20 protein-coding genes are annotated in these 21,386 nt (G+C 66.3%); all 20 read right to left on the bottom strand.

From position 1 onward, the window contains the following. Positions 1-113: 113 nt before the first annotated feature. The 20 genes from E3T50_RS00095 to E3T50_RS00005 all read right to left on the bottom strand — a co-directional run bounded on the left by E3T50_RS00095 (position 114) and on the right by E3T50_RS00005 (position 21,259). On the bottom strand, positions 114-1,547 hold the full coding sequence (locus E3T50_RS00095; RefSeq protein WP_134550049.1) for an RsmB/NOP family class I SAM-dependent RNA methyltransferase: 1,434 nt from the start codon (positions 1,545-1,547) through the stop codon (positions 114-116). Next, positions 1,544-2,461, bottom strand: coding sequence for a methionyl-tRNA formyltransferase (gene fmt, locus E3T50_RS00090; RefSeq protein WP_134550048.1), 918 nt, complete (start codon positions 2,459-2,461; stop codon positions 1,544-1,546). The genes E3T50_RS00095 and fmt overlap by 4 nt, the downstream gene beginning before the upstream one ends. Further along, complete coding sequence (locus E3T50_RS00085) at positions 2,462-4,537, bottom strand: primosomal protein N' family DNA-binding protein (protein WP_134550047.1); 2,076 nt, start codon at positions 4,535-4,537, stop codon at positions 2,462-2,464. Between the two features lie 28 nt (positions 4,538-4,565). Next, positions 4,566-5,759, bottom strand: coding sequence for a methionine adenosyltransferase (gene metK, locus E3T50_RS00080; RefSeq protein WP_134550046.1), 1,194 nt, complete (start codon positions 5,757-5,759; stop codon positions 4,566-4,568). A gap of 107 nt (positions 5,760-5,866) precedes the next feature. Beyond that, entirely contained in the window at positions 5,867-7,117 is a 1,251-nt protein-coding gene (gene coaBC, locus E3T50_RS00075) for a bifunctional phosphopantothenoylcysteine decarboxylase/phosphopantothenate--cysteine ligase CoaBC (protein ID WP_134550045.1), read from the bottom strand. Positions 7,118-7,141: 24 nt separating this feature from the next. Continuing rightward, a complete protein-coding gene (gene rpoZ / locus E3T50_RS00070) occupies positions 7,142-7,402 on the bottom strand; it encodes a DNA-directed RNA polymerase subunit omega (protein WP_134459184.1) in 261 nt (86 codons plus the stop codon). A 113-nt stretch (positions 7,403-7,515) separates the two neighbouring features. Beyond that, positions 7,516-8,436, bottom strand: a complete 921-nt coding sequence (gene gmk, locus E3T50_RS00065; RefSeq protein WP_134550044.1) for a guanylate kinase — start codon at positions 8,434-8,436, stop codon at positions 7,516-7,518. Beyond that, positions 8,429-9,358 carry an orotidine-5'-phosphate decarboxylase gene (gene pyrF, locus E3T50_RS00060; RefSeq protein ID WP_338145320.1) on the bottom strand — a complete coding sequence of 310 codons (930 nt, stop codon included), beginning with the start codon at positions 9,356-9,358 and terminating at the stop codon, positions 8,429-8,431. The genes gmk and pyrF overlap by 8 nt, the downstream gene beginning before the upstream one ends. Next, positions 9,355-12,642 carry a carbamoyl-phosphate synthase large subunit gene (gene carB / locus E3T50_RS00055; RefSeq protein ID WP_134550043.1) on the bottom strand — a complete coding sequence of 1,096 codons (3,288 nt, stop codon included), beginning with the start codon at positions 12,640-12,642 and terminating at the stop codon, positions 9,355-9,357. Before carB ends, pyrF begins: the two co-directional genes overlap by 4 nt. Then, positions 12,642-13,775 (bottom strand): glutamine-hydrolyzing carbamoyl-phosphate synthase small subunit, encoded by a 1,134-nt coding sequence (gene carA, locus E3T50_RS00050; protein ID WP_134550051.1) that lies wholly within the window; start codon positions 13,773-13,775, stop codon positions 12,642-12,644. The genes carB and carA overlap by 1 nt, the downstream gene beginning before the upstream one ends. An 88-nt stretch (positions 13,776-13,863) precedes the next feature. Continuing rightward, positions 13,864-14,442, bottom strand: a complete 579-nt coding sequence (locus tag E3T50_RS00045; protein ID WP_134550042.1) for a PH-like domain-containing protein — start codon at positions 14,440-14,442, stop codon at positions 13,864-13,866. Beyond that, positions 14,435-15,802: a dihydroorotase gene (locus E3T50_RS00040; RefSeq protein WP_174844704.1), complete on the bottom strand. Its 1,368-nt coding sequence runs from the start codon at positions 15,800-15,802 to the stop codon at positions 14,435-14,437. The genes E3T50_RS00045 and E3T50_RS00040 overlap by 8 nt, the downstream gene beginning before the upstream one ends. Next, positions 15,792-16,754, bottom strand: coding sequence for an aspartate carbamoyltransferase catalytic subunit (locus E3T50_RS00035; protein ID WP_134459176.1), 963 nt, complete (start codon positions 16,752-16,754; stop codon positions 15,792-15,794). Before E3T50_RS00035 ends, E3T50_RS00040 begins: the two co-directional genes overlap by 11 nt. After that, on the bottom strand, positions 16,751-17,293 hold the full coding sequence (gene pyrR / locus E3T50_RS00030) for a bifunctional pyr operon transcriptional regulator/uracil phosphoribosyltransferase PyrR (RefSeq protein ID WP_134459174.1): 543 nt from the start codon (positions 17,291-17,293) through the stop codon (positions 16,751-16,753). Before pyrR ends, E3T50_RS00035 begins: the two co-directional genes overlap by 4 nt. Positions 17,294-17,612: 319 nt before the next feature. Then, on the bottom strand, positions 17,613-17,957 hold the full coding sequence (locus E3T50_RS16390) for a M28 family peptidase (protein ID WP_206751304.1): 345 nt from the start codon (positions 17,955-17,957) through the stop codon (positions 17,613-17,615). Then, positions 17,939-18,517 carry a PA domain-containing protein gene (locus E3T50_RS16385; RefSeq protein WP_198417912.1) on the bottom strand — a complete coding sequence of 193 codons (579 nt, stop codon included), beginning with the start codon at positions 18,515-18,517 and terminating at the stop codon, positions 17,939-17,941. The genes E3T50_RS16390 and E3T50_RS16385 overlap by 19 nt, the downstream gene beginning before the upstream one ends. A 62-nt stretch (positions 18,518-18,579) precedes the next feature. Then, positions 18,580-19,599, bottom strand: coding sequence for a thioredoxin domain-containing protein (locus tag E3T50_RS00020; RefSeq protein ID WP_134550041.1), 1,020 nt, complete (start codon positions 19,597-19,599; stop codon positions 18,580-18,582). A 137-nt stretch (positions 19,600-19,736) separates the two neighbouring features. Next, entirely contained in the window at positions 19,737-20,156 is a 420-nt protein-coding gene (nusB, locus tag E3T50_RS00015) for a transcription antitermination factor NusB (RefSeq protein ID WP_134550040.1), read from the bottom strand. Next, a complete protein-coding gene (efp, locus tag E3T50_RS00010) occupies positions 20,153-20,716 on the bottom strand; it encodes an elongation factor P (RefSeq protein ID WP_134459170.1) in 564 nt (187 codons plus the stop codon). The genes nusB and efp overlap by 4 nt, the downstream gene beginning before the upstream one ends. A gap of 108 nt (positions 20,717-20,824) precedes the next feature. Next, a complete protein-coding gene (locus tag E3T50_RS00005; RefSeq protein WP_134550039.1) occupies positions 20,825-21,259 on the bottom strand; it encodes a type II 3-dehydroquinate dehydratase in 435 nt (144 codons plus the stop codon). Positions 21,260-21,386: the final 127 nt, after the last annotated feature.

The raw sequence follows: 21,386 nt of genomic DNA, 5'->3' as shown, positions 1-21,386 counted from the left end.
ACGTGAGAGATGAGGGCCTCCGTGGCATCGAGTGAGTGTGGTAACCCAATCGATACAGGAGGTCCTCACCTTTTTACAACTCGCCACGCACACAACCACCGTGGGAAGAACACCTAGTCGGCGGAGCGCTGGAGAAGGGTGATGAACATGGCGTCGGTGCCGTGTCGGTGCGGCCAGAGCTGCACGCTCCCGGTGTCGGCGGGCAGGTCGAGGTTGGCGGCGCTGAAGGACTGCACGACAGCGGCCGTGTCGAGCGCCGTGACGGTGCCGCCGGCCTTGCGCACAGCGACGGCGACGATGGCCCGTGTTTCGGCCGTATGCGGCGAGCAGGTGACGTAGGCAAGGATGCCGCCGGGCTTGAGGGCGAGCAGGGCCGCGTCGATCAGTCCGGACTGCAGCCCGGCCAGGTCGGCGACGTCCTTGGGCTGCTTGCGCCAACGCGCCTCCGGCCGGCGCCGCAGTGCACCGAGGCCGGTGCAGGGCGCGTCGAGCAGAATACGGTCGAAGGTGTCCGGGTGCGTGTGGCCGATGGTGGTGCCGTCGACTTCCCACACCGGAACTGGCTCGGGAAGAGCCTCGAGGGCGGTGCGCACGAGGGTCGCCCGGGCGGGAACGAGCTCGTTGGCCACAAGTTCCGCTCCCCCGGCGCGTGCCTCGGAGGCGAGCAGGGCGGCCTTGCCACCGGGTCCGGCGCAGAGGTCGAGCCAGCGCTCCCCCGCGACGATCGGGCGGGCCCGGCTGAGTGCGAGGGCCGCGATCTGCGATCCTTCGTCTTGCACCCGAACGCGGCCCTCCGTCGCCGTCACGAGGTGGTAGGGGTCTCCGGAGTCCAGCACGAAACCGACCGGCGAGAATTCGTCGGCGAGGCCAAGGCGTTCGCGGTCTGCGTCGGTGGCGAGGCCGGGGAGCGCGACCATGTTGACCTTGGCGGCCATGTTGTCGGCGGCGAGCAGGTCGGCCAGTTCGCCTTCGTGCCCTTCGGCACGCAAGGCCTGGCGAAAAGCGCGCACGATCCAGGTGGGGTGCGAGAACTCGGCGGCGAGCCGGTCATCGGCGTTGACAGTGCCCTCCAGTACCCGGTCACGCCATTCCTCGGCACTCGACCGAGAGATCGTACGCAGCACCCCGTTGGTGAAGCCGGTGGCGGAGCGCGAGCCGACCTGTTTGGCGAGTGAGACCGATTCGTTCACGGCGGCGTGGGTGGCGATCCGGGTGGCCAGCAGCTGGTGGGCGCCGAGGCGCAGCACGTCGAGGATAGCGGGGTCGATCGCGGTGACCGCGCGGTTCGCGGCGAGGGCGATCACGCGGTCGTAGAACCCCTGCATGCGCAGGGTGCCGTAGGTGAGCTCGGTCGCGAGGGCGGCATCCGCCGTATTCAGGGCGGCGCGCTGAATACGGGTCGGCAGCAGCAGGTTGGCGTAGGCGTCGGATTCGCGCACAGCCGCGATCACTTCGTAGGCGATCCGGCGCGCTGGCTGCACGAAGTCGGCCGGGGTGTGGCGGGGTGAAGCGGCGCCGGTCTGGCCGGTTTGCGTGTGATCACTCATGATGCCGTCACCGTCTCTGCTGCCACTCCGCGCCACCAGTCGTTCGCACTCATCGCCGTCTTCCCGGCCGGTTGCACGCGCAGCAGAACCAGCGGTTCGGTCTGCGTGCCCACCAGCACTGTTTTTTCACGCTGCAGAATCATTCCGGCAGGTAGGTTGACCTCGTCGACGCTAGGTGCGACCGCGAGAAGTTTGAGAACGGCGCCGTCCACGGCGGTGAATGCGCCGGGTTCGGGAGTTACCCCGCGAATGCGGCTATACACGGATGCTGCCGGCTGGTTGAAGTCGATACGCGCATCGTCCCGGACGAGTTTGGGGGCGAGGGTGACTTCGCCGGCCTGCGGCACGGCCCGTGCCGTGCCAGCGGCGAGGTCGGCAACGACGCGCAGTAGCAATTCGGCGCCACTGTGGCTGAGCTGATCGAGAAGTATTCCGGATGTGGAATGTGCGCCGAGCGGCTGGGAGAAACTGCCGAATACGTCGCCGGCATCGAGCTCGGCTACGAGCTGGAACACGGCGGCGCCGATAAGTTCATCGCCGGCGATGACCGCCCGTTGCACCGGGGAGGCGCCACGCCAGCGCGGCAGGAGCGAGAAGTGCAGGTTGATCCAACCGAGGCGCGGAACGGAGAGCAGCGGTTCGCGGATGAGTCCGCCGTATGCGACGATGACGCCGAGGTCGGGCTGCAGGGCTCGGATCGTCTCCGTGGCTGCGGCGTCGAGCCGGTTGGTCTTCAGCACCGGCAGACCGCGCGCGATCGCGGCCTGCGCGACCGGCGACGGGGTGAGGGTGCGTTTGCGGCCGAGCGAGGCATCCGCTCGGGTGATCACGGAGACAATCTCCTGATCGGTGCCGGCCAGGGCCGTGAGGCTGGGCAACGCGACCTCGGGCGTACCGGCAAAGACGAGTTTCATTTAGAGCAGCTCCGGGTCATCGAATCGAACTTTAAGTGTAGGTGCCGGTTGGAACGAACCAGACTTCGGCTTGCGGCGCTTAGCGGCGTTCCGCACGACCGCCGCCTTGAGCGCCCGGGCCACCTCGTCACCGCGGGCGTAGCTGAACCGGACGACCGCCCGCACCAGGGGTGCTTCGGTGTCGACCGGGCCCAGTACGTCGAGACCGGCGACCACCGCGAGGTCAGCGAGGGCGGCCTCGACGTCGGCGGCGGTTCCGGTGACGGACGCGACCCGCACGGCCGGTGGAAAGCGAAGCTGGCGACGGTCGGATAGTTCACTCGCGGCGAAGATGTCGGGGCGCCAGGAGTTCAGCGCCCGGGCGAGGGCGCCGCCGACCCCGGCGAGCAGCACGGGGGCGCCGGGCGCGGCGAGGGCGGCCGCGTTGGTCCACCAGCGTAGGCAGTCTTCACCGACGCGCAGGGATTCGCGGGCGAGCATGCGTTCACCGTCGAGTATGAGAATGGCCCGGTACCCGCCGGTCGGCACCGGTTCGGCGCCGCGGGTCGCGATGACGAGGGCGGGCTGGGCGCCAAGGGTCTGCACCGTGTGTTCGCCGTCGGCCACGATGACGCGCGCGCCGGGAAAGGCGCGACCCAGCTCTTCGGCGGTGCGCCCGGTGCCGAGCGTCACCACACGCAGTTTGGTGCCTGCGCAGTGCGCGCAGGTCCAACCGGCGGCGAGGGCGCCACACCAACGGCAGGACGGCACGGCCGAGGCCGATTTGAGCCCGAGCGGTCCCTGGCAGTGAGTGCAGCGAGCGGCCTTCCTGCAGCTTTGGCAGGCGAGCATGGGCGCGTAGCCGGGGCTGGCGACCTGTACGAGCACGGGCCCGTGGGCGAGCGCCTCACGGGCGGCCTGCCAGGCGACCGAGGGGATGCGGGCTGCGCGGGCCTGCTGGTCGGGCTCGGATTGAAAGTCGGTGGGGATGATGCGCGGGTGTCGGTCGGCGGCCGGGTTCACCTCGGCGAGGTAGCCCAGTTCGACCAGGCGCTGGGTTTCGACGCTGCGCGAGTGGCCGAGGAGCACGAGGGCGCAGTCACTGTCCTGCTGGCGGACCAGGGCCGCGTCGCGGGTGTTGACGTAGGGGCTGAGCGGTTCGGAGTAGAGCGGGTCGCCGTCGTCCCAGACGGCGATGAGGCCGAGGTCGTGCGCGGGGGCGTATACGGCCGAGCGGTTGCCGAGGATGATGCGCGCCGCGGGTTCGAGGCAGGCCAGGAACGCGCGGTAGCGGTCGGGGTTCGGCTGGCGGGCATCGACCCGGCAGAGCGGCAACGTCGGGGCGAGTTGGGCCAGGGCGGCCTGCACCTGGTCCTGGTCGCGAAAATCCGGTACGCAGAGGATGGCGCTCTGCCCGGTTTCGAGCGTGGCGACGGCGAGCTCGGCCAGCGTCTGCGCCCAGCGGCCGATGGTGCTGCCGTCATCGAGCTGCACGAGTTCGGGGATGGCCGCGACGGCGACCCGGTGATGATCCATGATGGCGCTGTCGAGGCGACCGGTCGGATAGCCGACAAAAGCGGGTGTTGCCAAGGCGATCGCGGCGGGTGACGGTGTCGGGGCGTCGATCTCGACCGTCGGGGCCCCGGGCGTGCTCGGCTCGGTCCGGCCGCCGGGCGCAGATTTGACGGCCTGCGCGGCCAACCAAGCCTTTTCCACGCGCACCTGCCGCGGCGGCACCGCGAGTCGGATGATGTCGCTCGCGTTCCCGGCGGCGCGATCCGCCAGTCGGCGGGCCAGTGTCCACACGGCTGGCGTGAGCACAACGGCCGTCGACACCACGGAATCGAGCGGACTCAGTGCGCCGTGGAAGGCGGCATCCGTTTCACGGGCGGATTCAGACCGCGCTGCTCGCGGATCGAACAACTCGATCACATACGCGTCGACGACGCGCCCACCGGAGCGAAACGGCACCTTGACGCGCATGCCCTCCGCAACCTCACCCACCAGTTCGGCGGGTACGCCGTAGTCGAACAGATGGTCGAGTTGCGGCAGGGGCGAATCGATCAGCACCCGTGCGACGAGGCCAGCGTGCGTCATAACTGCGTCGTCGAATTCAGGGCGCAGTTCAGAGGCCGGCGGCGCTGCGCAGGTCGTCGACCTTGTCGAGGCGCTCCCAGGTGAAGTCGGGCAGTTCCCGGCCGAAGTGACCGTACGTCGCTGTCTGCGCGTAGATGGGACGCAGCAGGTCGAGCGAGTGGATGATGGCGGCCGGACGCAGGTCGAACACGGCGCGGATGGCCGCGGTGATCTCCTTGTCGGGCAGCACACCGGTTCCGAAGGTTTCGACGTACAGGCCGACCGGAGACGCCTTGCCGATCGCGTAGGCGACCTGCACCTCGAGGCGTTCGGCCAGGCCGGCAGCGACGGCGTTCTTGGCGACCCAGCGCATGGCATAGGCGGCGGAACGGTCGACCTTGGACGGGTCCTTGCCGCTGAACGCACCGCCGCCGTGACGGCTGGACCCGCCGTAGGTGTCGATGATGATCTTGCGACCGGTGAGGCCGGCATCGCCCTGCGGGCCGCCGATTTCAAAGCGCCCCGTGGGGTTGATCAGCGTCGTGAGCAGGGAGGAATCGAGGTCGATCCGGTCGAGCACCGGACGAATCACGAGCTCTTCGACCTCGAGGCGCAACTGCTCTGTGGAGACGGAGGGCGCGTGCTGGGTTGACACCACGACGGTCTCGACGGTGCGCGGAATGATTCCGTCATAGCCGATGGTGACCTGAGTTTTGCCGTCGGGCCGCAGGTAGTCGAGCTCGCCGCTCTTGCGTACGAAGGCGAGACGTTCGGCCAACCGGTGGGCAATCCAGATCGGGATCGGCATGAGTTCGGGGGTTTCGCGGGTGGCATAGCCGAACATGATGCCCTGATCGCCGGCGCCCTGCCGGTCGAAGTCATCGAGGCTGGACTGTTCGCGCGTCTCAAAGGCGTTGTCGACGCCCTGGGCGATATCGGGTGACTGCCCCCCGATGGAGATTTCGACGCCGCACGATCGGCCGTCGAACCAGACGTCCGAGGAGTCGTAGCCGATATCGGTGATGCACTTGCGCACGATCGACGGAATTTCGACATAGGCCTCGGTGGAGACCTCCCCGGCCACGTGGACGAGCCCCGTGGTAACGAGCGTCTCGACGGCGACCCGGCTGTGCGGGTCGTCGGCGAGAAGGGCGTCGAGGATGCTGTCGGAGATCTGGTCGCAGATCTTGTCGGGGTGACCTTCGGTGACTGATTCCGAGGTGAAGAGGCGAAGATCGCTCATCTGGCCCGTCTCTGTAGAAGTTGAAAACGTACTGGTTGAGAACGTAGAAGTTGACGTCGTTACCGAACAGGTCGGTGAGTACCGCGGAGTGCCTGTCGCAGCGGAGGCTAGCGGATCAGGTCAAGTATGCAGTTGGCCACCGACATTTTGCTTCCGGAGGCCTCGTTTACTATAACTCCGTGGCGATCGAGCACCGTCACCGTGTTACGTTCGGTGCCAAATCCCTCGGTCGCTCCGGACGTGTGCCCGACCCGGTTCACGACCAGGAAGTCGCAGCCCTTACGGGAGATTTTGTCACGGCCGAGTGCGAGCAACCGGTCGGCATCCGTTTCGGTTTCTGCGGCGAAGCCGATGATCAGCTGGCCCGGTTTGCGGGACGCTGCGAGCCCGGCCAGGATGTCGGGGTTCTTGACCAGTTCCAGGGTGAGGGTGTCCCCCGCATCTGCTTTCTTGATCTTGCCGAGCTGGACCGTCTTCGGTCGGTAATCGGCGACCGCGGCGGCCATGATGACGACCTCGGCCGAGTCTGCGGCCAGCGTCATGGCCTCGTGCATCTCCACGGCGCTGCTGACCAGGATGGTCGTCACGCTGGTTGGAACGGCGACCTCCAGATTGGCCGCGATGAGCGTGACCGACGCACCCCGCGCCAGGGCCGCCTGGACCAGTGCGACGCCCTGTTTGCCGCTGGATCGATTGCCCAGAAACCGCACCGGGTCGAGTGGTTCGCGGGTGCCACCGGCGCTGATCAGTACCCGGCGACCGGTCAGATCCTGACCAGCGGATGCCACGGCCTCCCTTGACTGTTCCCCGGCCGAGGCCACCCGGTCGAGCACGGCGAGGGCGACCGCGACGATGGTCTCCGGCTCTTCCATGCGGCCTGCTCCGGAGTCGGTGCCGGTGAGGCGGCCGACGCCGGGGCCGACAATGGTGATACCACGAGATCGCAGCACGGCGACGTTCGCGACGGTCGCGGGATTGTTCCACATTTCGGTGTGCATGGCCGGGGCGATCACGAGCGGTGCGGTGCTGGCCAGAATGGTGTTGCCGAGCAGGTCGTCGGCGAGGCCGGCGGCGATTTTGGCGATGCTGTTGGCCGTCGCGGGAGCGACGACGATGAGGTCGGCACCCTGGCCGATGGCGACATGGCGCACCTCGGCGACGCCCTCATAGAGATCGGTGTGCACCGGGTTGCGGGAGATCGCCTCCAGGGTCGGCTTGCCAACGAAGCGCAGCGCGGCCGGGGTAGCAATCACGTGCACCGAGTCGCCGTTCAACACGAAAGCGCGCACGATGTTGACGGCCTTGTATGCGGCGATGCCGCCGGTGATACCGACGATGATCGTGCGAGGTGTCTTCATCCTGCGCGCTTTGAGCTTGGAGCTTTAACCCTCGACGATGGGGCGGGAGACGAGCTTGTCGTCGTTGATCTCGCGCAGGGCTACCGAGAGCGGCTTATCTTCGACGGTCGAGTCGACGAGCGGTCCGACGTTGTCGAACAGGCTGCCTTCGTGCAGGTCGGCGTAGTAGTCGTTGATCTGACGCGCCCGCTTGGACGCGAAAATCACGAGGGCATACTTCGAGTCGACCTTGGAGAGCAGGTCGTCGATGGGCGGGTCAATGATGCCAGTGGGCTTGTTCGCCATTGGTGTCACACTCCTAATAGAGCACGGCCTGAGGCGGCGTGCGAATCTGTTGTTGAACGGTACATGCGAGGTGGATACGCGCCCTGAGACGCGCGAATCAGCAGATGCGGGCGCTACGGCATGCTGGATGCAGCGCGGATCTCCATCAAGTCTACGACCTCGCGGGCGGCGTCGGCGACATCGTGGTTGATCACGCGGTAATCGAACTCCCCCTGGGCGGCCAATTCCAGCTTCGCGGTCTCCAGACGGCGGGCCTGTTCCGCCGCGTCTTCGGTGCCCCGGCCGATCAGACGGCGCACCAGTTCGTCCCAGCTCGGCGGCAGTAGAAACACCAGGCGGGCTTCCGGCATGGCGCGGCGCACGGCGCGAGCGCCCTGCAGATCGATCTCGAGCAGCACGCTGTTGCCGGCGGTGATGGCGGCATCGACCGGGCCGCGGGGAGTGCCGTAGCGGTAGGCGTTGTGCACTGTGGCCCATTCGAGCAGTTCGTCGGCCGCAATCATGCGGTCGAATTCGTCGTCGGAGACAAAGTAGTAGCTGACCCCTTCGGTTTCGCCGGGGCGCGGCGCCCGCGTCGTCGCCGAGACGGAGAGCAGCACGTCGGGGTAATTCTTGCGAATGTAGCCGGCAACGGTGCCCTTGCCGACCGCGGTGGGGCCGGCCAGGACGATGAGTTTGGAGTCGGCAGTGCTGTGCCGCAGGGCAGGTCGTTCGGAGAGGAAGTCCCGCAGCCGGTCACGCTGGTGTCGGCCGAGTCCGCCGAGGCGTTTCGACGGCGAAATCTCCAGGCGGTGAATGATGCGCCGCATTTTGGTCACGCCGATGGCCGGAATACTCACGAGCAACTCGGTCACCCGCAACCGGCCCTCGACCCCGATCGGGTCGTGTATCGCTGTTGCGAGCACCTCGAGGGCGGTACGTTCGCCGGAAGCGACCTCGGCTTTGACCTTGGCGCGGGCGCGGCGTGCCGCGACGGCGGCGCGCGACGCAGCCACCCGGTCGACTTCGGGCGGGGTGGGGCGGTTTTCAGCCACGAACGGCACCTACTTCGGCTACTCGGCGCTCAATGGCTTCTTCGATCCGGCGGGGTCCGGCCGAGAGCACACTGCGCGATTCACTCACGATAACCCCGTCGGCGTATTCACCATATATCGAGATCAGATCCATAATATTCCCACCTTGGTGTCCGAAGCCCGGTGCCAGCACCGGTGTTCGACATTCGGTCGGCGCCTGATGCACGTCAATACCGAAGGCGGCCAGGTCGAGGGTGGCTCCGAGCACGACGCCGATCGACCCGAGACCGGTCGCTACCCGAGCGGATACTGCCCCCTCGAGGACTCCGCTGGCCCGTGCGTTGCGCTCGCCGACATCATCAAGAATGGCGCGGGCGACGCTCGAACCCGCGTACGGTCCCTCGGCCACGATTGCGCGCTGGATGTGCGCGGCCTCGGGGTTGGAGGTGGCGGCGAGCAGGAAGACACCCTTGCCGGTTGCTGCCGCGAGGGTGATCGGTGACTCGAGCGAACCGACACCCATGTAGGCGGCCAGGGTGAGGGCATCCACTTCGAGCGGGGAACCGGGTGAGAGCCAGGCCTCTGCATACGCCAGGGCGCTCGTGCCGAGGTCGCCGCGTTTGGCGTCGCCGATCACGAGCAGGCCAGCCTGCCGGGCGTCGGTCAGCACCCGTTCCAGGGCGGCGAAACCGGCCGAGCCGAAGCGTTCGTAGAAGGCGACCTGCGGTTTGACCAGGCCGACCCGGCCGGCCGCAGCGGCGACGACCGCACGGCCGAACGATTCGGCGCCGTTCGCTGTATCGGGCAGGTTCCAGTCGCGCAGCAGCCAGGAATGCGGGTCGATGCCCACGCATAACTGGCCATGCTCGGCGAACACGCCGGAGAGTCGCTCACCAAAGGAGACGGCCGTCCCGGTCGCGGCCGGCTCGGCCGACACCGTCACAGCAGGGCCGTTCGCGCGGTGGCGTACTCCTGGAGCGAGGTCACCTCGAACCCGTCACGGATCGAGTCGATTGAGGCGACCGCGGCGCTGAGCTCGGCAATCGTGGTGAACAGGGGCAGGTCACCGGCGACGGCGGCCGCGCGAATCTCGTAGCCGTCGGCCCTGGCCGTGCTGCCGCCGGGGGTGTTGATGACAATCTGGATTTCTTCGCGGCGAATGAGCTCGACGATGGAGACGTCGTGCTCGCCCGTCTTCTCACTGAACTTGGTCACGACGCGAGCGCGAATGCCGTTGCGTTGCAGCACCTCGGCGGTACCGATGGTCGCGGCGATCTCGTAGCCGAGCTGCTGCAATCGCAGCATGGGCAGGATGATCGCACGCTTGTCGCGGTCAGAGACCGACACGAAGACGGTGCCGGACAGCGGAATTCCGCCGTAGGCGGCGAGCTGGCTCTTGGCGAAGGCCCGCGGAAAGTCGCGGTCGATGCCCATGACCTCGCCAGTGGAGCGCATTTCCGGGCCTAGGATCGAGTCGACGGCGAGGCCTTCCGGGGTGCGGAACCGGTTGAACGGCAGCACGGCTTCCTTCACCGCGACCGGCGATTCGATCGGTACGCGAGAGCCGTCGATCAGCGGAAGCTTGCCCTCGGCCTTGAGCTCGGCGATGGTCGTACCGACCATGATCAGCGCGGCGGCCTTGGCCAGGGTGATGCCGAGCGCTTTGGCGACGAACGGAACCGTGCGCGAGGCGCGCGGGTTGGCCTCGAGCACGTAGAGCACACCGGCGCCGATGGCGAATTGCACGTTGAGCAGGCCCTTCACGCCGATGCCGCGGGCGATGCCGAGCGTGGCTTCGCGCACCCGGTCGATCTCGGCGCGGCCGAGGGTGACCGGCGGCAGGGTGCAGCTCGAGTCGCCGGAGTGGATGCCGGCCTCTTCGATGTGCTCCATGACACCGCCAATGTAGAGCTCGTGACCGTCGTAGATGGCGTCGACGTCGATCTCAATCGCGTCGTCGAGAAAACGGTCGACCAGCAGCGGATGCCCCGCGCCGATGATTCCCTGCCCGGCCATGCGCGTGAAGTAATCGGCGAGCGACGGGGAATCGTAGACGATCTCCATGCCGCGGCCGCCAAGCACGTAGCTCGGGCGCACGAGCACCGGGTAACCGATTTCTTCGGCCACCACGACGGCTCCGGCGAAGTCGATCGCCGTTCCGTTGCGGGGGGCGAGGAGGCCGGCGTCGCCCAGAATCTTCGAGAACAGTCCCCGTTCCTCGGCGAGGTCGATCGCGTCGGGGGTGGTACCGAGAATGGGAATGCCGGCCGCTTCAAGGCCGCGGGCGAGGCTCAGCGCGGTTTGGCCGCCGAGCTGCACGACCACGCCGACGAGTTCGCCGCTTTGGCTTTCGGCATAGATGACCTCGAGCACGTCTTCGAGGGTGAGCGGTTCAAAGTACAGCCGGTCGCTGGTGTCGTAGTCGGTGGAGACCGTCTCCGGGTTGCAGTTGATCATGATGGTCTCGTAGCCGGCCTCCGACAGTGCGAAGGAGGCATGCACGCAGGAATAGTCGAATTCGACGCCCTGCCCGATGCGGTTGGGTCCGGAGCCGAGAATGACGACCTTGCGGCGGTCGCTGGCGATGACCTCGGTCTCGGCGTCGTAGCTGGAGTAGTGGTACGGCGTGAGGGCGGGAAACTCCCCCGCGCAGGTGTCGACGGTCTTGAACACGGGGCGCACGCCGAGAATGTGGCGCACGGTGCGAACATCCGCTTCGCCGAAGCCGCGCAACTCGCCAATCTGGGCGTCCGAGAAGCCGTGGTCCTTGGCGAGGATCATGATGTCGCGGTCGAGTCGGTCGGCCGCGGCCACTTGGTCGGCGATCTCGTTGATGAGCACGATCTGGTCGATGAACCACGGATCGATCTTGGTGGCAGCGTGCACCTGCTCGATCGTCGCACCGCGGCGGAGGGCCTGTTGCACGGTGACGATGCGGCCGTCGGTGGGAATTTCGGCGATGGTGAGCAGTTCATCGACCGTGCGGGTCTCGTCGCCCCAGTGAAAGCTCGACCCGCGCTTCTCGAGCGACCGGAGGGCTTTCTGCAGGGCGGAGGCGTAACTGCGGCCGATGGCCATGGCTTCACCGACCGATTTCATGGTGGTGGTCAGGCGCTGGTCGGCGGCCGGGAACTTCTCAAACGCGAAGCGGGGCACCTTGACCACAACGTAGTCGAGAGTGGGTTCGAAGCTCGCCGGGGTGACACCGGTGATGTCATTGGGAATCTCGTCGAGGCGGTAACCGAGGCTCAGTTTTGCGGCGATCTTGGCGATCGGAAAGCCGGTCGCCTTGCTGGCCAGTGCTGAGGAACGCGACACGCGCGGATTCATCTCGATCACGATGACGCGGCCGTCGACCGGGTTGATCGCGAACTGGATGTTGCAGCCGCCGGTGTCGACGCCGACGGCGCGGATGATGTCGATCGAGATGTCGCGCAGGTGCTGAAACTCACGGTCGGTCAGGGTCAGTGCCGGGGCAACGGTGATGGAGTCGCCGGTGTGCACGCCGACCGGGTCGACGTTTTCGATCGAACAGACCACGACCGTGTTGTCGGCCGTGTCGCGCATCATCTCGAGTTCGTACTCTTTCCACCCGAGGATGGATTCTTCGAGCAGCACCTCGGTGGTCGGGCTGTGGTGCAGGCCGTCGGTGACGATGCGGCGCAGTTCCACCTCGGTGTAGGCGAAGCCGGAGCCGAGGCCGCCCATGGTGAACGAGGGGCGCACGACGAGCGGATAGCCGAGATCGTCGGCGTAGCCGACGGCTTCGTCGACGGTGCGGGCAATGAACGAACGGGCCACGTCCGCGCCCGCGTCGAGGACGAGCTGCTTGAAGATCATGCGGTCTTCGCCCTTGTTGATGGCGTCGAAACTCGCACCGATCAGTTCCACGTCATATTTCTTTAGAATTCCGCGCTCGTGCAGCTGGATGGCCGCGTTGAGGGCGGTCTGCCCACCCAGAGTCGGCAGAATCGCATCCGGTCGTTCCTTGGCGATGATGGTCTCAAGAATTTCCGCCGTAATCGGTTCGATATAGGTCGCATCGGCGAAGTCGGGGTCGGTCATGATGGTGGCAGGGTTGGAGTTGACCAGGATGACGCGAACGCCTTCTTCGCGTAACACGCGGCAGGCCTGGGTGCCGGAGTAGTCGAACTCGCAGGCCTGGCCGATGACGATCGGACCGCTGCCGATGACAAGAACGCTGTTGATATCGTCGCGCTTGGGCATTATTTGGTTTCTCCTGCAACGGCTGACTGCGAAGCCAGCACGACGTCTCTGAATCGATCGAAAAGGTGGTTGGCGTCGTGCGGGCCGGAGGCTGCCTCCGGGTGGTATTGCACCGAGGACGCGTTGATGTCGAGGCACCGGATTCCTTCAACCACCTGGTCGTTGAGGCTGTAGTGACTCACTTCGACCCGGCCGAACCCGGCGCGCGACTCATGGATGCCTTCGATGGGCATGTCGACGGCGAAACCGTGGTTTTGCGAGGTGATCTCGATCCGGCCGGTGCTTTTGTCGAGTACCGGCTGGTTGATGCCGCGGTGCCCGAACGGCAGTTTGTAGGTGCGAAAACCGAGTGCACGGCCGAGTAACTGGTTGCCGAAGCAGATGCCGAAGTAGGGAATGCCCGCACGGAGCACCTCCTGCAGCAGGGTGACGTGCGCGTCGGAGGCGGCCGGATCGCCTGGTCCGTTCGAGAAGAACAGAGCGGAGGGCTTGAGCGAGAGTACATGCTCGGCGGTGACCGACTGCGGCAGCACAAGCACTTCGAAGCCACGTTCTGCGAGGTAGTTGAGCGTGCTGGTCTTCACCCCGAGGTCGAGGACCGCGACCGAACCAATGCGTTCGCCCTGGGCGGGAATCGAGAAGGGTTCGACCGTCGAGACTTCGAGTGAGAGGTTGCGTCCGCGCATGGCCGCGCCGGAGAGCACGCGTTCGAGCTGCTCGCTGTCGGACAAGCCGAACAACTCGCCGGAGAAGATGCCGCTTTTCATCGCGCCCAGGGAGCGGATATGGCGGGTGACCGCCCGGGTGTCGATGCCGCTGATCCCGACAATGCCCTGTGCTTCGAGGTCGTCGTCGAGGGTGCGAGTGGCCCGAAAGTTTGAGGCGAGGCGTGCGGGTTCCCGCACGATGAAGCCGGCGACCCAGATCTGGCGGGACTCCATGTCGTCGTCGTTCATGCCGGTGTTGCCCACGTGCGGCGCTGTCATGAGCACGATCTGGCCGGCGTACGACGGGTCGGTCAGGGTCTCTTGATAGCCGGTCATGCCGGTGGCGAAGACGACCTCACCCAGCGTCTGGCCGGTACTGCCGTAGCTGCGGCCGACGAAGCGGCGGCCGTCTTCGAGTACGAGCACGGCCGGGCCGGGAACGGCCCTGCCCGAGACGGTGGAATTCAGGTCAGCGGATGCCGGTGCCTGGTCTGGTGCGGTCGAGTCGGGCACGTCAGGCCTCACTTTCGTCTTGTTTGGCCGGGGCGGCTGCCGGGCCGGTAGCCGGTCCGGCAGCAGTGGCTGAAATGGTTCGGATCGTGTCGACGAGGCGAGCGCGATCACGGGGGTCGATGATGCGGAAGAAACTGTCGACGGCGCGTCGGTCGTGGGTGATCTCGGCGTTCTGGGGCGAGTACAAACGCCAGGACAGGCGCACGAGTCCGTCGGTTTCGACCGCCCGGTCGATGGCAACCTGGGCGGCACCGACGGCGTCGATGGCGGCGGCCGGAACGAAGACCGGCTCGTTGCCGTCCAGATCGAGTGTCACGCCGGCCCCGGTCACCGTGAGGGCGGCACGGGCGCGAAAGCCGAGGCCGCGGATGGCGAGGCGTTCGAGCGGGGCATCGCGCGGCGTGGTCGCCACGTAGTAGGCCTCGGCCCCGGCGAGGGCGACTCCCTCGGTGCTCGGCATCGGGTAACCGGCGGTGAGCCCGGCATCCCGTCGGCTGCGCTTTCGCCAGCTTCGCCACATGAGAATCAGAACGCCGAGCAGAACGAGCGCTGTGATGACAGCGGGAATGGTCCTATCCATGAACGACGACTCCGCTCGCCTGGTCGGCTATCTCGAGGCTGCTGCGCACCACGCCATCGAGCACGGTCGGGTAGCCCCGGTGGAAGGTCGCCCGCACCTCACCCGGCAACGTCATCGACAGGTATGGTGAATTCGTGCTCGTCCCGGCGAGATCCTCGCGGCCGAACACGCGGGTTGCTGCGGGGTCATACAGGGTCAGTTCGGCGGGAGATCCGACCGCGATCGGATTGCCCTGGCCGACCAGGCGGCCGATGCGGGCCGGGGTGCGCGAGAGCACGCGTTCGATATCGGCCCAGTCCAGCAGCCCGGTCGCCACGACCGCCGCGTGCACGACCGACAGGGCCGACTCCAACCCGACCATACCGTTGGCGGCGGCATCCCACTCGCAGTCCTTGCTTTCAACGGGGTGCGGGGCGTGGTCGGTCGCGACGATGTCGATCGTGCCGTCGGCGAGTCCGGCTCGCAGCGCCTGCACGTCTTCCCGGCTGCGCAACGGCGGGTTCACCTTGAAGCGGGCGTCGTAGCCCCGCACGAGGTCTTCGGTCAGCAGCAAGTGATGCGGGGTGACCTCGGCGGTCACGTTGATGCCGCGGGCCTTGGCCCAGCGGATCACGTCGACCGAGCCGGCCGTGGAGACGTGGCAGACGTGCAGTCGTGACCCAACATGTTCCGCCAGCAGCACGTCACGAGCGATGATGGATTCTTCGGCGACGGCCGGCCAGCCGACGAGGCCGAGTTCGCCGGAGAGGGCGCCCTCGTTCATCTGGGCGTTCTCGGTCAGGCGCGGTTCCTGCGAATGCTGCGCGATGACGCCGTCGAAGGCCTTGACATATTCAAGCGCGCGGCGCATGAGGAGCGGGTCCGATACGCAGAACCCGTCGTCCGAGAACACCCGCACGCGAGCTTTGCTCGACGCCATCGCCCCCAGCTCGGCGAGTTGTTTGCCGGCCAGGCCCACGGTGACGGCGCCGATCGGCTGCACGTCCACATACCCGGCACTCTCGCCGAGGGCGAGCACCTGCTCGACCACCCCGGCGGTGTCCTGCGCTGGCAGGGTGTTGGCCATGGCGAACACACTCGTGAAGCCGCCGCGCGCCGCAGCGCGGCTGCCGCTCAGCACCGTTTCACTGTGCTCGTAGCCCGGTTCGCGCAGGTGCGCGTGCAGGTCCACGAGGCCGGGCAGCGCGATGAGTCCCTCGGCGTCGATGACGCTGGCACCGCTTTGCGACAAGCCGATGCCCAGCTCGGTGATACCCCGGCCATCGAGACGGATGTCGGTGCTCGTGCCGTCCGGCAGGGTCGCCCCGCGAATGAGCCAGCGTTCCTGCAGTTCGTGTTGCTGCAATCCGTCAATCGACATTCTTTGATTCCTTCCGGTCACCGGACAAGAGCAGGTAGAGCGCGGCCATCCGCACGGAGACGCCGTTCGTGACCTGTTCGAGCACGGTCGAATTAGCGGAGTCGGCCGCCGCCGAAGAGATCTCCAGGCCACGATTCATCGGGCCGGGGTGCATAACAATGCTAGCTGGACCGAGCCGACGAAATCGCGCGTCGTCGAGGCCCCAGACCCGGGAATACTCGCGGCTGCTCGGAAAAAATGCGGCATGCATCCGTTCGGTCTGGATGCGCAGCATCATGACCACGTCGGGACCGGCATCGATCGCGTCATCGAGGTCGAAGCTGAATCTGGCCGGCCAGAGCGAGGTGTCACTCGGTAACAGGGTGGGCGGGGCGACGAAGGTGACATCGGCGCCGAGGGTGGTGAGCAGCCAGAGGTTGGAGCGGGCGACCCTGGAGTGCAGCACGTCGCCCACGATGGTGACGCTGACCCCGTCGAGGCCCGTGCCGCGTGAGGCCTGGCCGTGAATGCGGCGGCGGATGGTGAAGGCATCCAGCAGCGCCTGGGTGGGATGCTCGTGGGTGCCGTCGCCGGCGTTGATGATGCCAGCATCGATCCACCCGCTCGCGGCGAGCACCGCCGGGGCGCCGGAGGCTGGATGACGGATGACGACGCCATCGGCGCCGATCGCGGCCAGGGTCTGCGCGGTATCTTTCAGGCTTTCGCCCTTCGACACGCTGGAACCCTTGGCGCTGAAATTGATCACGTCGGCGCTGAGTCGCTTCGCCGCGGCCTCGAACGAGATGCGGGTCCGAGTGGAGTCCTCGAAGAACAGGTTGACCACGGTCTTGCCGCGCAGGGTCGGAAGTTTTTTCACCTCGCGCTCGGCGACATCCGCCATGTCTTCGGCGATGTCGAGCAGGTTGATCGCCTCGTCGCGGCTGAGGTCCTTAGTGGAAAGCAGATGCCTCATCGGTTGCTCCCGCCGTCGATCGAGACGAATTCGTCTCCGTCGCTCTCCACGAGGTGCACGTTGATGCGCTCGTCGGTCGCCGTCGGCAGGTTGCGGCCGACGAAATCGGCGCGAATCGGCAGCTCGCGGTGCCCGCGATCGACGAGCACCGCCAAGCGCACAATTGTGGGGCGGCCGTGGTCGCCGAGAGCGTCGAGGGCGCTGCGGATGGTGCGGCCCGAGTACAGCACATCGTCAACGAGCACGACCGTTGCGCCGTCGATACTTCCGGGCACTTCGGTGCGGGAGGGGGTGCGGGTGCGGCCGTGGGCGAGATCGTCGCGATAGAGCGTGACGTCGAGCGATCCGACTCGCAGCATTGTTGCTGCCGGTTCAATGCGCTGGATGATATCGGCGATGCGGCGGGCGAGAATAACGCCGCGGGTGGGGATGCCGAGAATTACGAGGTTGTCCGGGCCCCGGTTGGACTCCAGGATCTCGTGGGAGATTCGAGTCAACGCGCGGGTGATGTCAGCCTGAGTGAGCACAGTGTGCGCCAAATGCCGACCTCCTTCCCCGTCTCACAGGACGGATCTTAAAGGATGTCTGATGTTCTTCTAGCCTAGTCGATCGTGCGCCACCGGTGAACGGGCCAGGACTGGACGGAGCCAGCACTGACCCGAGTGGGTAAATCGCGCTCTCGTGCAGCCCGGTCGCCACGACACTGCGACCGGGCTGAACCGGGAGGGCCCGCCGTGGCACTCGGGTCGGCGAGGCGTCACCGTCGTAGACGAAGCGCACATAGTTCGGCGAGGCGAGCATGTCGAAGTTCAGGTTGGCGCAGATTTTGGCGAGATCGACGTCACTCGCGGTCGCCACCTAGTTCTCGGACCCGAGAAGCCCGAGTTCCTCGGCGCCCCAGAACGCGAACCGCACCTGCTGCCGCGGCTGGATCTTGAGCTTCTTCATCTGAATTGCGGTCTCGAGAATCGTGGCGGTCCCGCTGCCGTTGTCATTGATCCTCGGCCCCGCGAGCACCGAATCGAGGTGCGCCCCGACCACGATCACCTTGTCCTTATGGCCTGTGCGGGTGTCGGCGATGATGTTCACGGTCGTACGCGTCTCGGCGACGACATCCGTACTCACCGCAACGGTCGTCGGCCCTGCCAGGGCCGACGCGTAGAGCGCGGCGCCGTCAGCATAGCTCAATCCCACGACGGGCACGGATACCGGGGCACCGAGCGTTCCCTCAACCAGTTCGGTGCGGCCGGGATGCCCTCATCGAAGATGATCACGGCGTCATAGCCCGCAGCGATCACGTTTGCCGTTTTGATGGCGAATGTGCACGTGCCGCGCGGGATGAGCGCTACCTGGGGCTCGGTGGCCGAGGGTGGTAGAAAGTCGGTCGCGGCACATCCGGACGCCGAGCTCGGTGCCGGTGTGGCCGGAACCACGGTGTTCGTCGCAGCGACGAGGCCGCCGACAATATCGCCGCTGCCCGAGTAGGTGAAAGTGGCCGTCTCGTAGTTCTGCGGCGCGGGCGACACCTGGCTCAAAGTGGGAGGGGTCACCTCCTGATAGAACTCGAACTCGAACTCGAACTCGAACTCGAACTCGAACTCGAACTCGAAGGGTTGCTCCGGCACCTGGTAGCCGGCCGTCAGCAGGCGCGCTTTGACGTTGGCAGCGGATGCCGTGTGGCCGGGCGTGCCGGCCGCCCGCGTTCCGCCGACATTGTTGGCAATCCTTTGCAGGGCCCGTTCGTGTTTCAGGATGCCACTCAAACAGTGGCCCGGGATTACACTCTTCGGAAACGACGTTACCGAATCGTGACCTGTGCCGTGCGTTAGAACGCGGTGGCGACGAAAGCGGAGAATTCCGCGGTATCGGTGATGCTGCCCAGGTACTGTCGCCCGTCGACGAGCACGGTCGGCGTGCCGGAAACGGCTTGGATCTCGGCGCCATCGATTGGACCGGCCAGCGCCGCCGCGGTGTTCTGCTGAGACCAGACCAGGTATTCCCCCGTCTCGACACACTCGGTGATGCTCACGTTCCCCGGGGCCAAGTCCACCAGTTCGGCGTCGCTGAGCCCGGAAGTTGCCTCGAGCGGCTGGTTGGCGAACAACGCTGACAGATAGTCGAGGGTACTCTCCGGGTTCAGCGTGGCCTGGCAGGTCAGCGCCGCGGATGCTCGGCTGGAGTAGCTGGTGCCCTGGGACAGGCGGTCGAGAAAAGTGAGTGAGTGCACCCGGAGGGTGATGACGCCGCTTTCCACGCCCGCGATCAGCAGTTCTCCGTTGGCCTCTTCGAACTGGGCGCAGAACGGGCACATCGGGTCGATGTATTCGTCAACGATGACTGCGCCGGTACCGAATTGGAGATAGCCGTCATCAAAGTTGGCGGCGCCCAGCTGACCGGTCGGCAGCGGCGCGGTCGGCAGCGGATCGGTCGGCAGCGGCTCGGTCGCTTCCGGAGCAGGCGACGAGGTCGGCGCGTCGGACGAGCCCGAGTTGGAACCCACGGCGACAACGACAGCACCGATAGCGGATGCGAAGATGATCGCAAACACGACGAGGATGGCGACCACGGCCGTGCCGATGTACCCGATGATGAGGCCGGCGAGGGCGAAACCCCGTCCCAGTTCGCCGCGCGCGCGAATCTGCCCGAGCGCCATGTGCCCCGTGATAATGGCGACGAGCCCAAGGAAGAACGACGACACGAACGACACGATGGCCAGGGTGTTGGTCTTCGGCGCCGTCACAAATGGCGAAGTCGCCCCGCCCATCGGCGGTGACGATGCGTACGGGTTGGGCTGCAGCGGCGCGGGTGGCTGGTCGCGGGGAGCGTCTGGTCCGGTGCTGTCCATGTGCGTACCCTTCGATGCGGCGAGACGATCTCGGCCCGGTCCGACGATGCGGCGAGACGATCTCGGCCCGGTCCGACGATGCGGCGAGACGATCTCGGCCCGGTCCGAGCCTGTCGCGGCGTCAGGCCGGCCGAGGATCAGGCTGACGGAGCGGTTTGGGCGATCTTGCCGAGCAGTCCGTTGACGAAGCCGGCCGAGTCATCCGTGGACAGAATTTTTGCGGCTTCAACGGCTTCATCGATCGCCACGGCGTGCGGAACCGCATCGTTGTAGAGAATCTCCCAGATGCCGATGCGCAGAATGGCACGATCGATATTGGGCATGCGAGCGAGCGACCAGCCCTGCGAGTAGGTCTCGATCAGTTCGTCGATCTCTTCGCGGTGATCCACGACCCCGTCGACGAGTTCGCGGGCATACAGCCAGGAGACCAGGCGTGCAGGCTCGCTCGCGGCGCGTTCCGCCTCGGTCGCGAGCGACTGGGCAATGCTGATCTGACGCACATCGGCGGCATACAGAATGTCGATGGCGCGCTTGCGGGCCTTGGTACGTGCGCTCATTCGTTGACGCGACCCAGGTAGTCGCCGGTCCGGGTGTCGACCTTGACCTTGGTGCCCTGCTCCAGGAACAGCGGAACCTGAATCTGGAAGCCGGTCTCCACTGTGGCCGGCTTGGTGCCGCCGGTGGAGCGGTCGCCCTGCAGGCCCGGCTCGGTATAGGTGATTTCGAGGGTCACGGATGCGGGCAGCTCGACATACAGCGGGTTGCCGTTGTGCAGTGCCACGGTCACGGCCTGGTTTTCGAGCATGAAGTTGCTTGCATCGCCGACGACGGCGGCGGACACGGTGATCTGGTCATAGTCGGCGACGTCCATGAAGACGTAAGCGTCGCCATCGTTGTAGAGGTACTGGAAGTCGCGGCGATCGACGTTTTCGGTCTCGATCTTGGCGCCGGCGTTGAACGTCCGGTCAACGGTTTTGCCGGAGACGACGTTCTTCATCTTGGTGCGAACGAAGGCGCCACCCTTGCCCGGCTTGACGTGCTGAAACTCGACGACGGCCCAGAGCTGGCCATCCATGTTGAGTACGACGCCGTTTCTGATATCAGCGGTAGAAGCCATGGGAGGGGTGTTCCGTTCAATTGATAAGGTGCGCGGGTGCAAATGGCACCGTGTCAAGTCTAGGTGCCGAAGCCTCAGGCTCCAAAGGCACGTTCGGGCAGACGCCGATTACGGCTGGGTGACGAAATCCAGCGCGAGCCGGTACGAGTCGAATCCGAGGCCGGCGATGACGCCGGTCGCGATGGCGCTCACGACACTCGTGTGGCGGAATGTCTCGCGGGCATGCGGGTTGGAGATGTGCACCTCGATCAGCGGCAGACCGGCCTTGGTCACCAGGGCGGCGGCATCCCGCAGGGCGTAGCTGTAGTGCGTGAACGCGGCCGGATTCAGGATCACCGGCATCCGCTCATCGACGGCTTGGTAGAGCCAGTGGATCAGCTCGGCCTCGTCGTCGGTCTGTCGCAGGTCGATGTTCACCCCGTCGCGAGCGGATGCGACGAGCACCGCGCGCAGGTCGTCCAGGTTCGCCGCCCCATAGACGTCGGGCTCCCGACTGCCGAGGCGCCCGAGGTTCGGACCGTTCAGAACCAGCACTGTACTCATCCACTCAGCCTAGGTGTTCTTCCCACGGTGGTTGTGTGCGTGGCGAGTTGTAAAAAGGTGAGGACCTCCTGTATCGATTGGGTTACCACACTCACTCGATGCCACGGAGGCCCTCATCTCTCACGTT

This window comes from Cryobacterium gelidum, assembly GCF_004403985.1.
In the GTDB taxonomy this organism is placed as follows: domain Bacteria; phylum Actinomycetota; class Actinomycetes; order Actinomycetales; family Microbacteriaceae; genus Cryobacterium; species Cryobacterium gelidum.
This window is presented reverse-complemented; position numbering and strand designations above follow the sequence as displayed.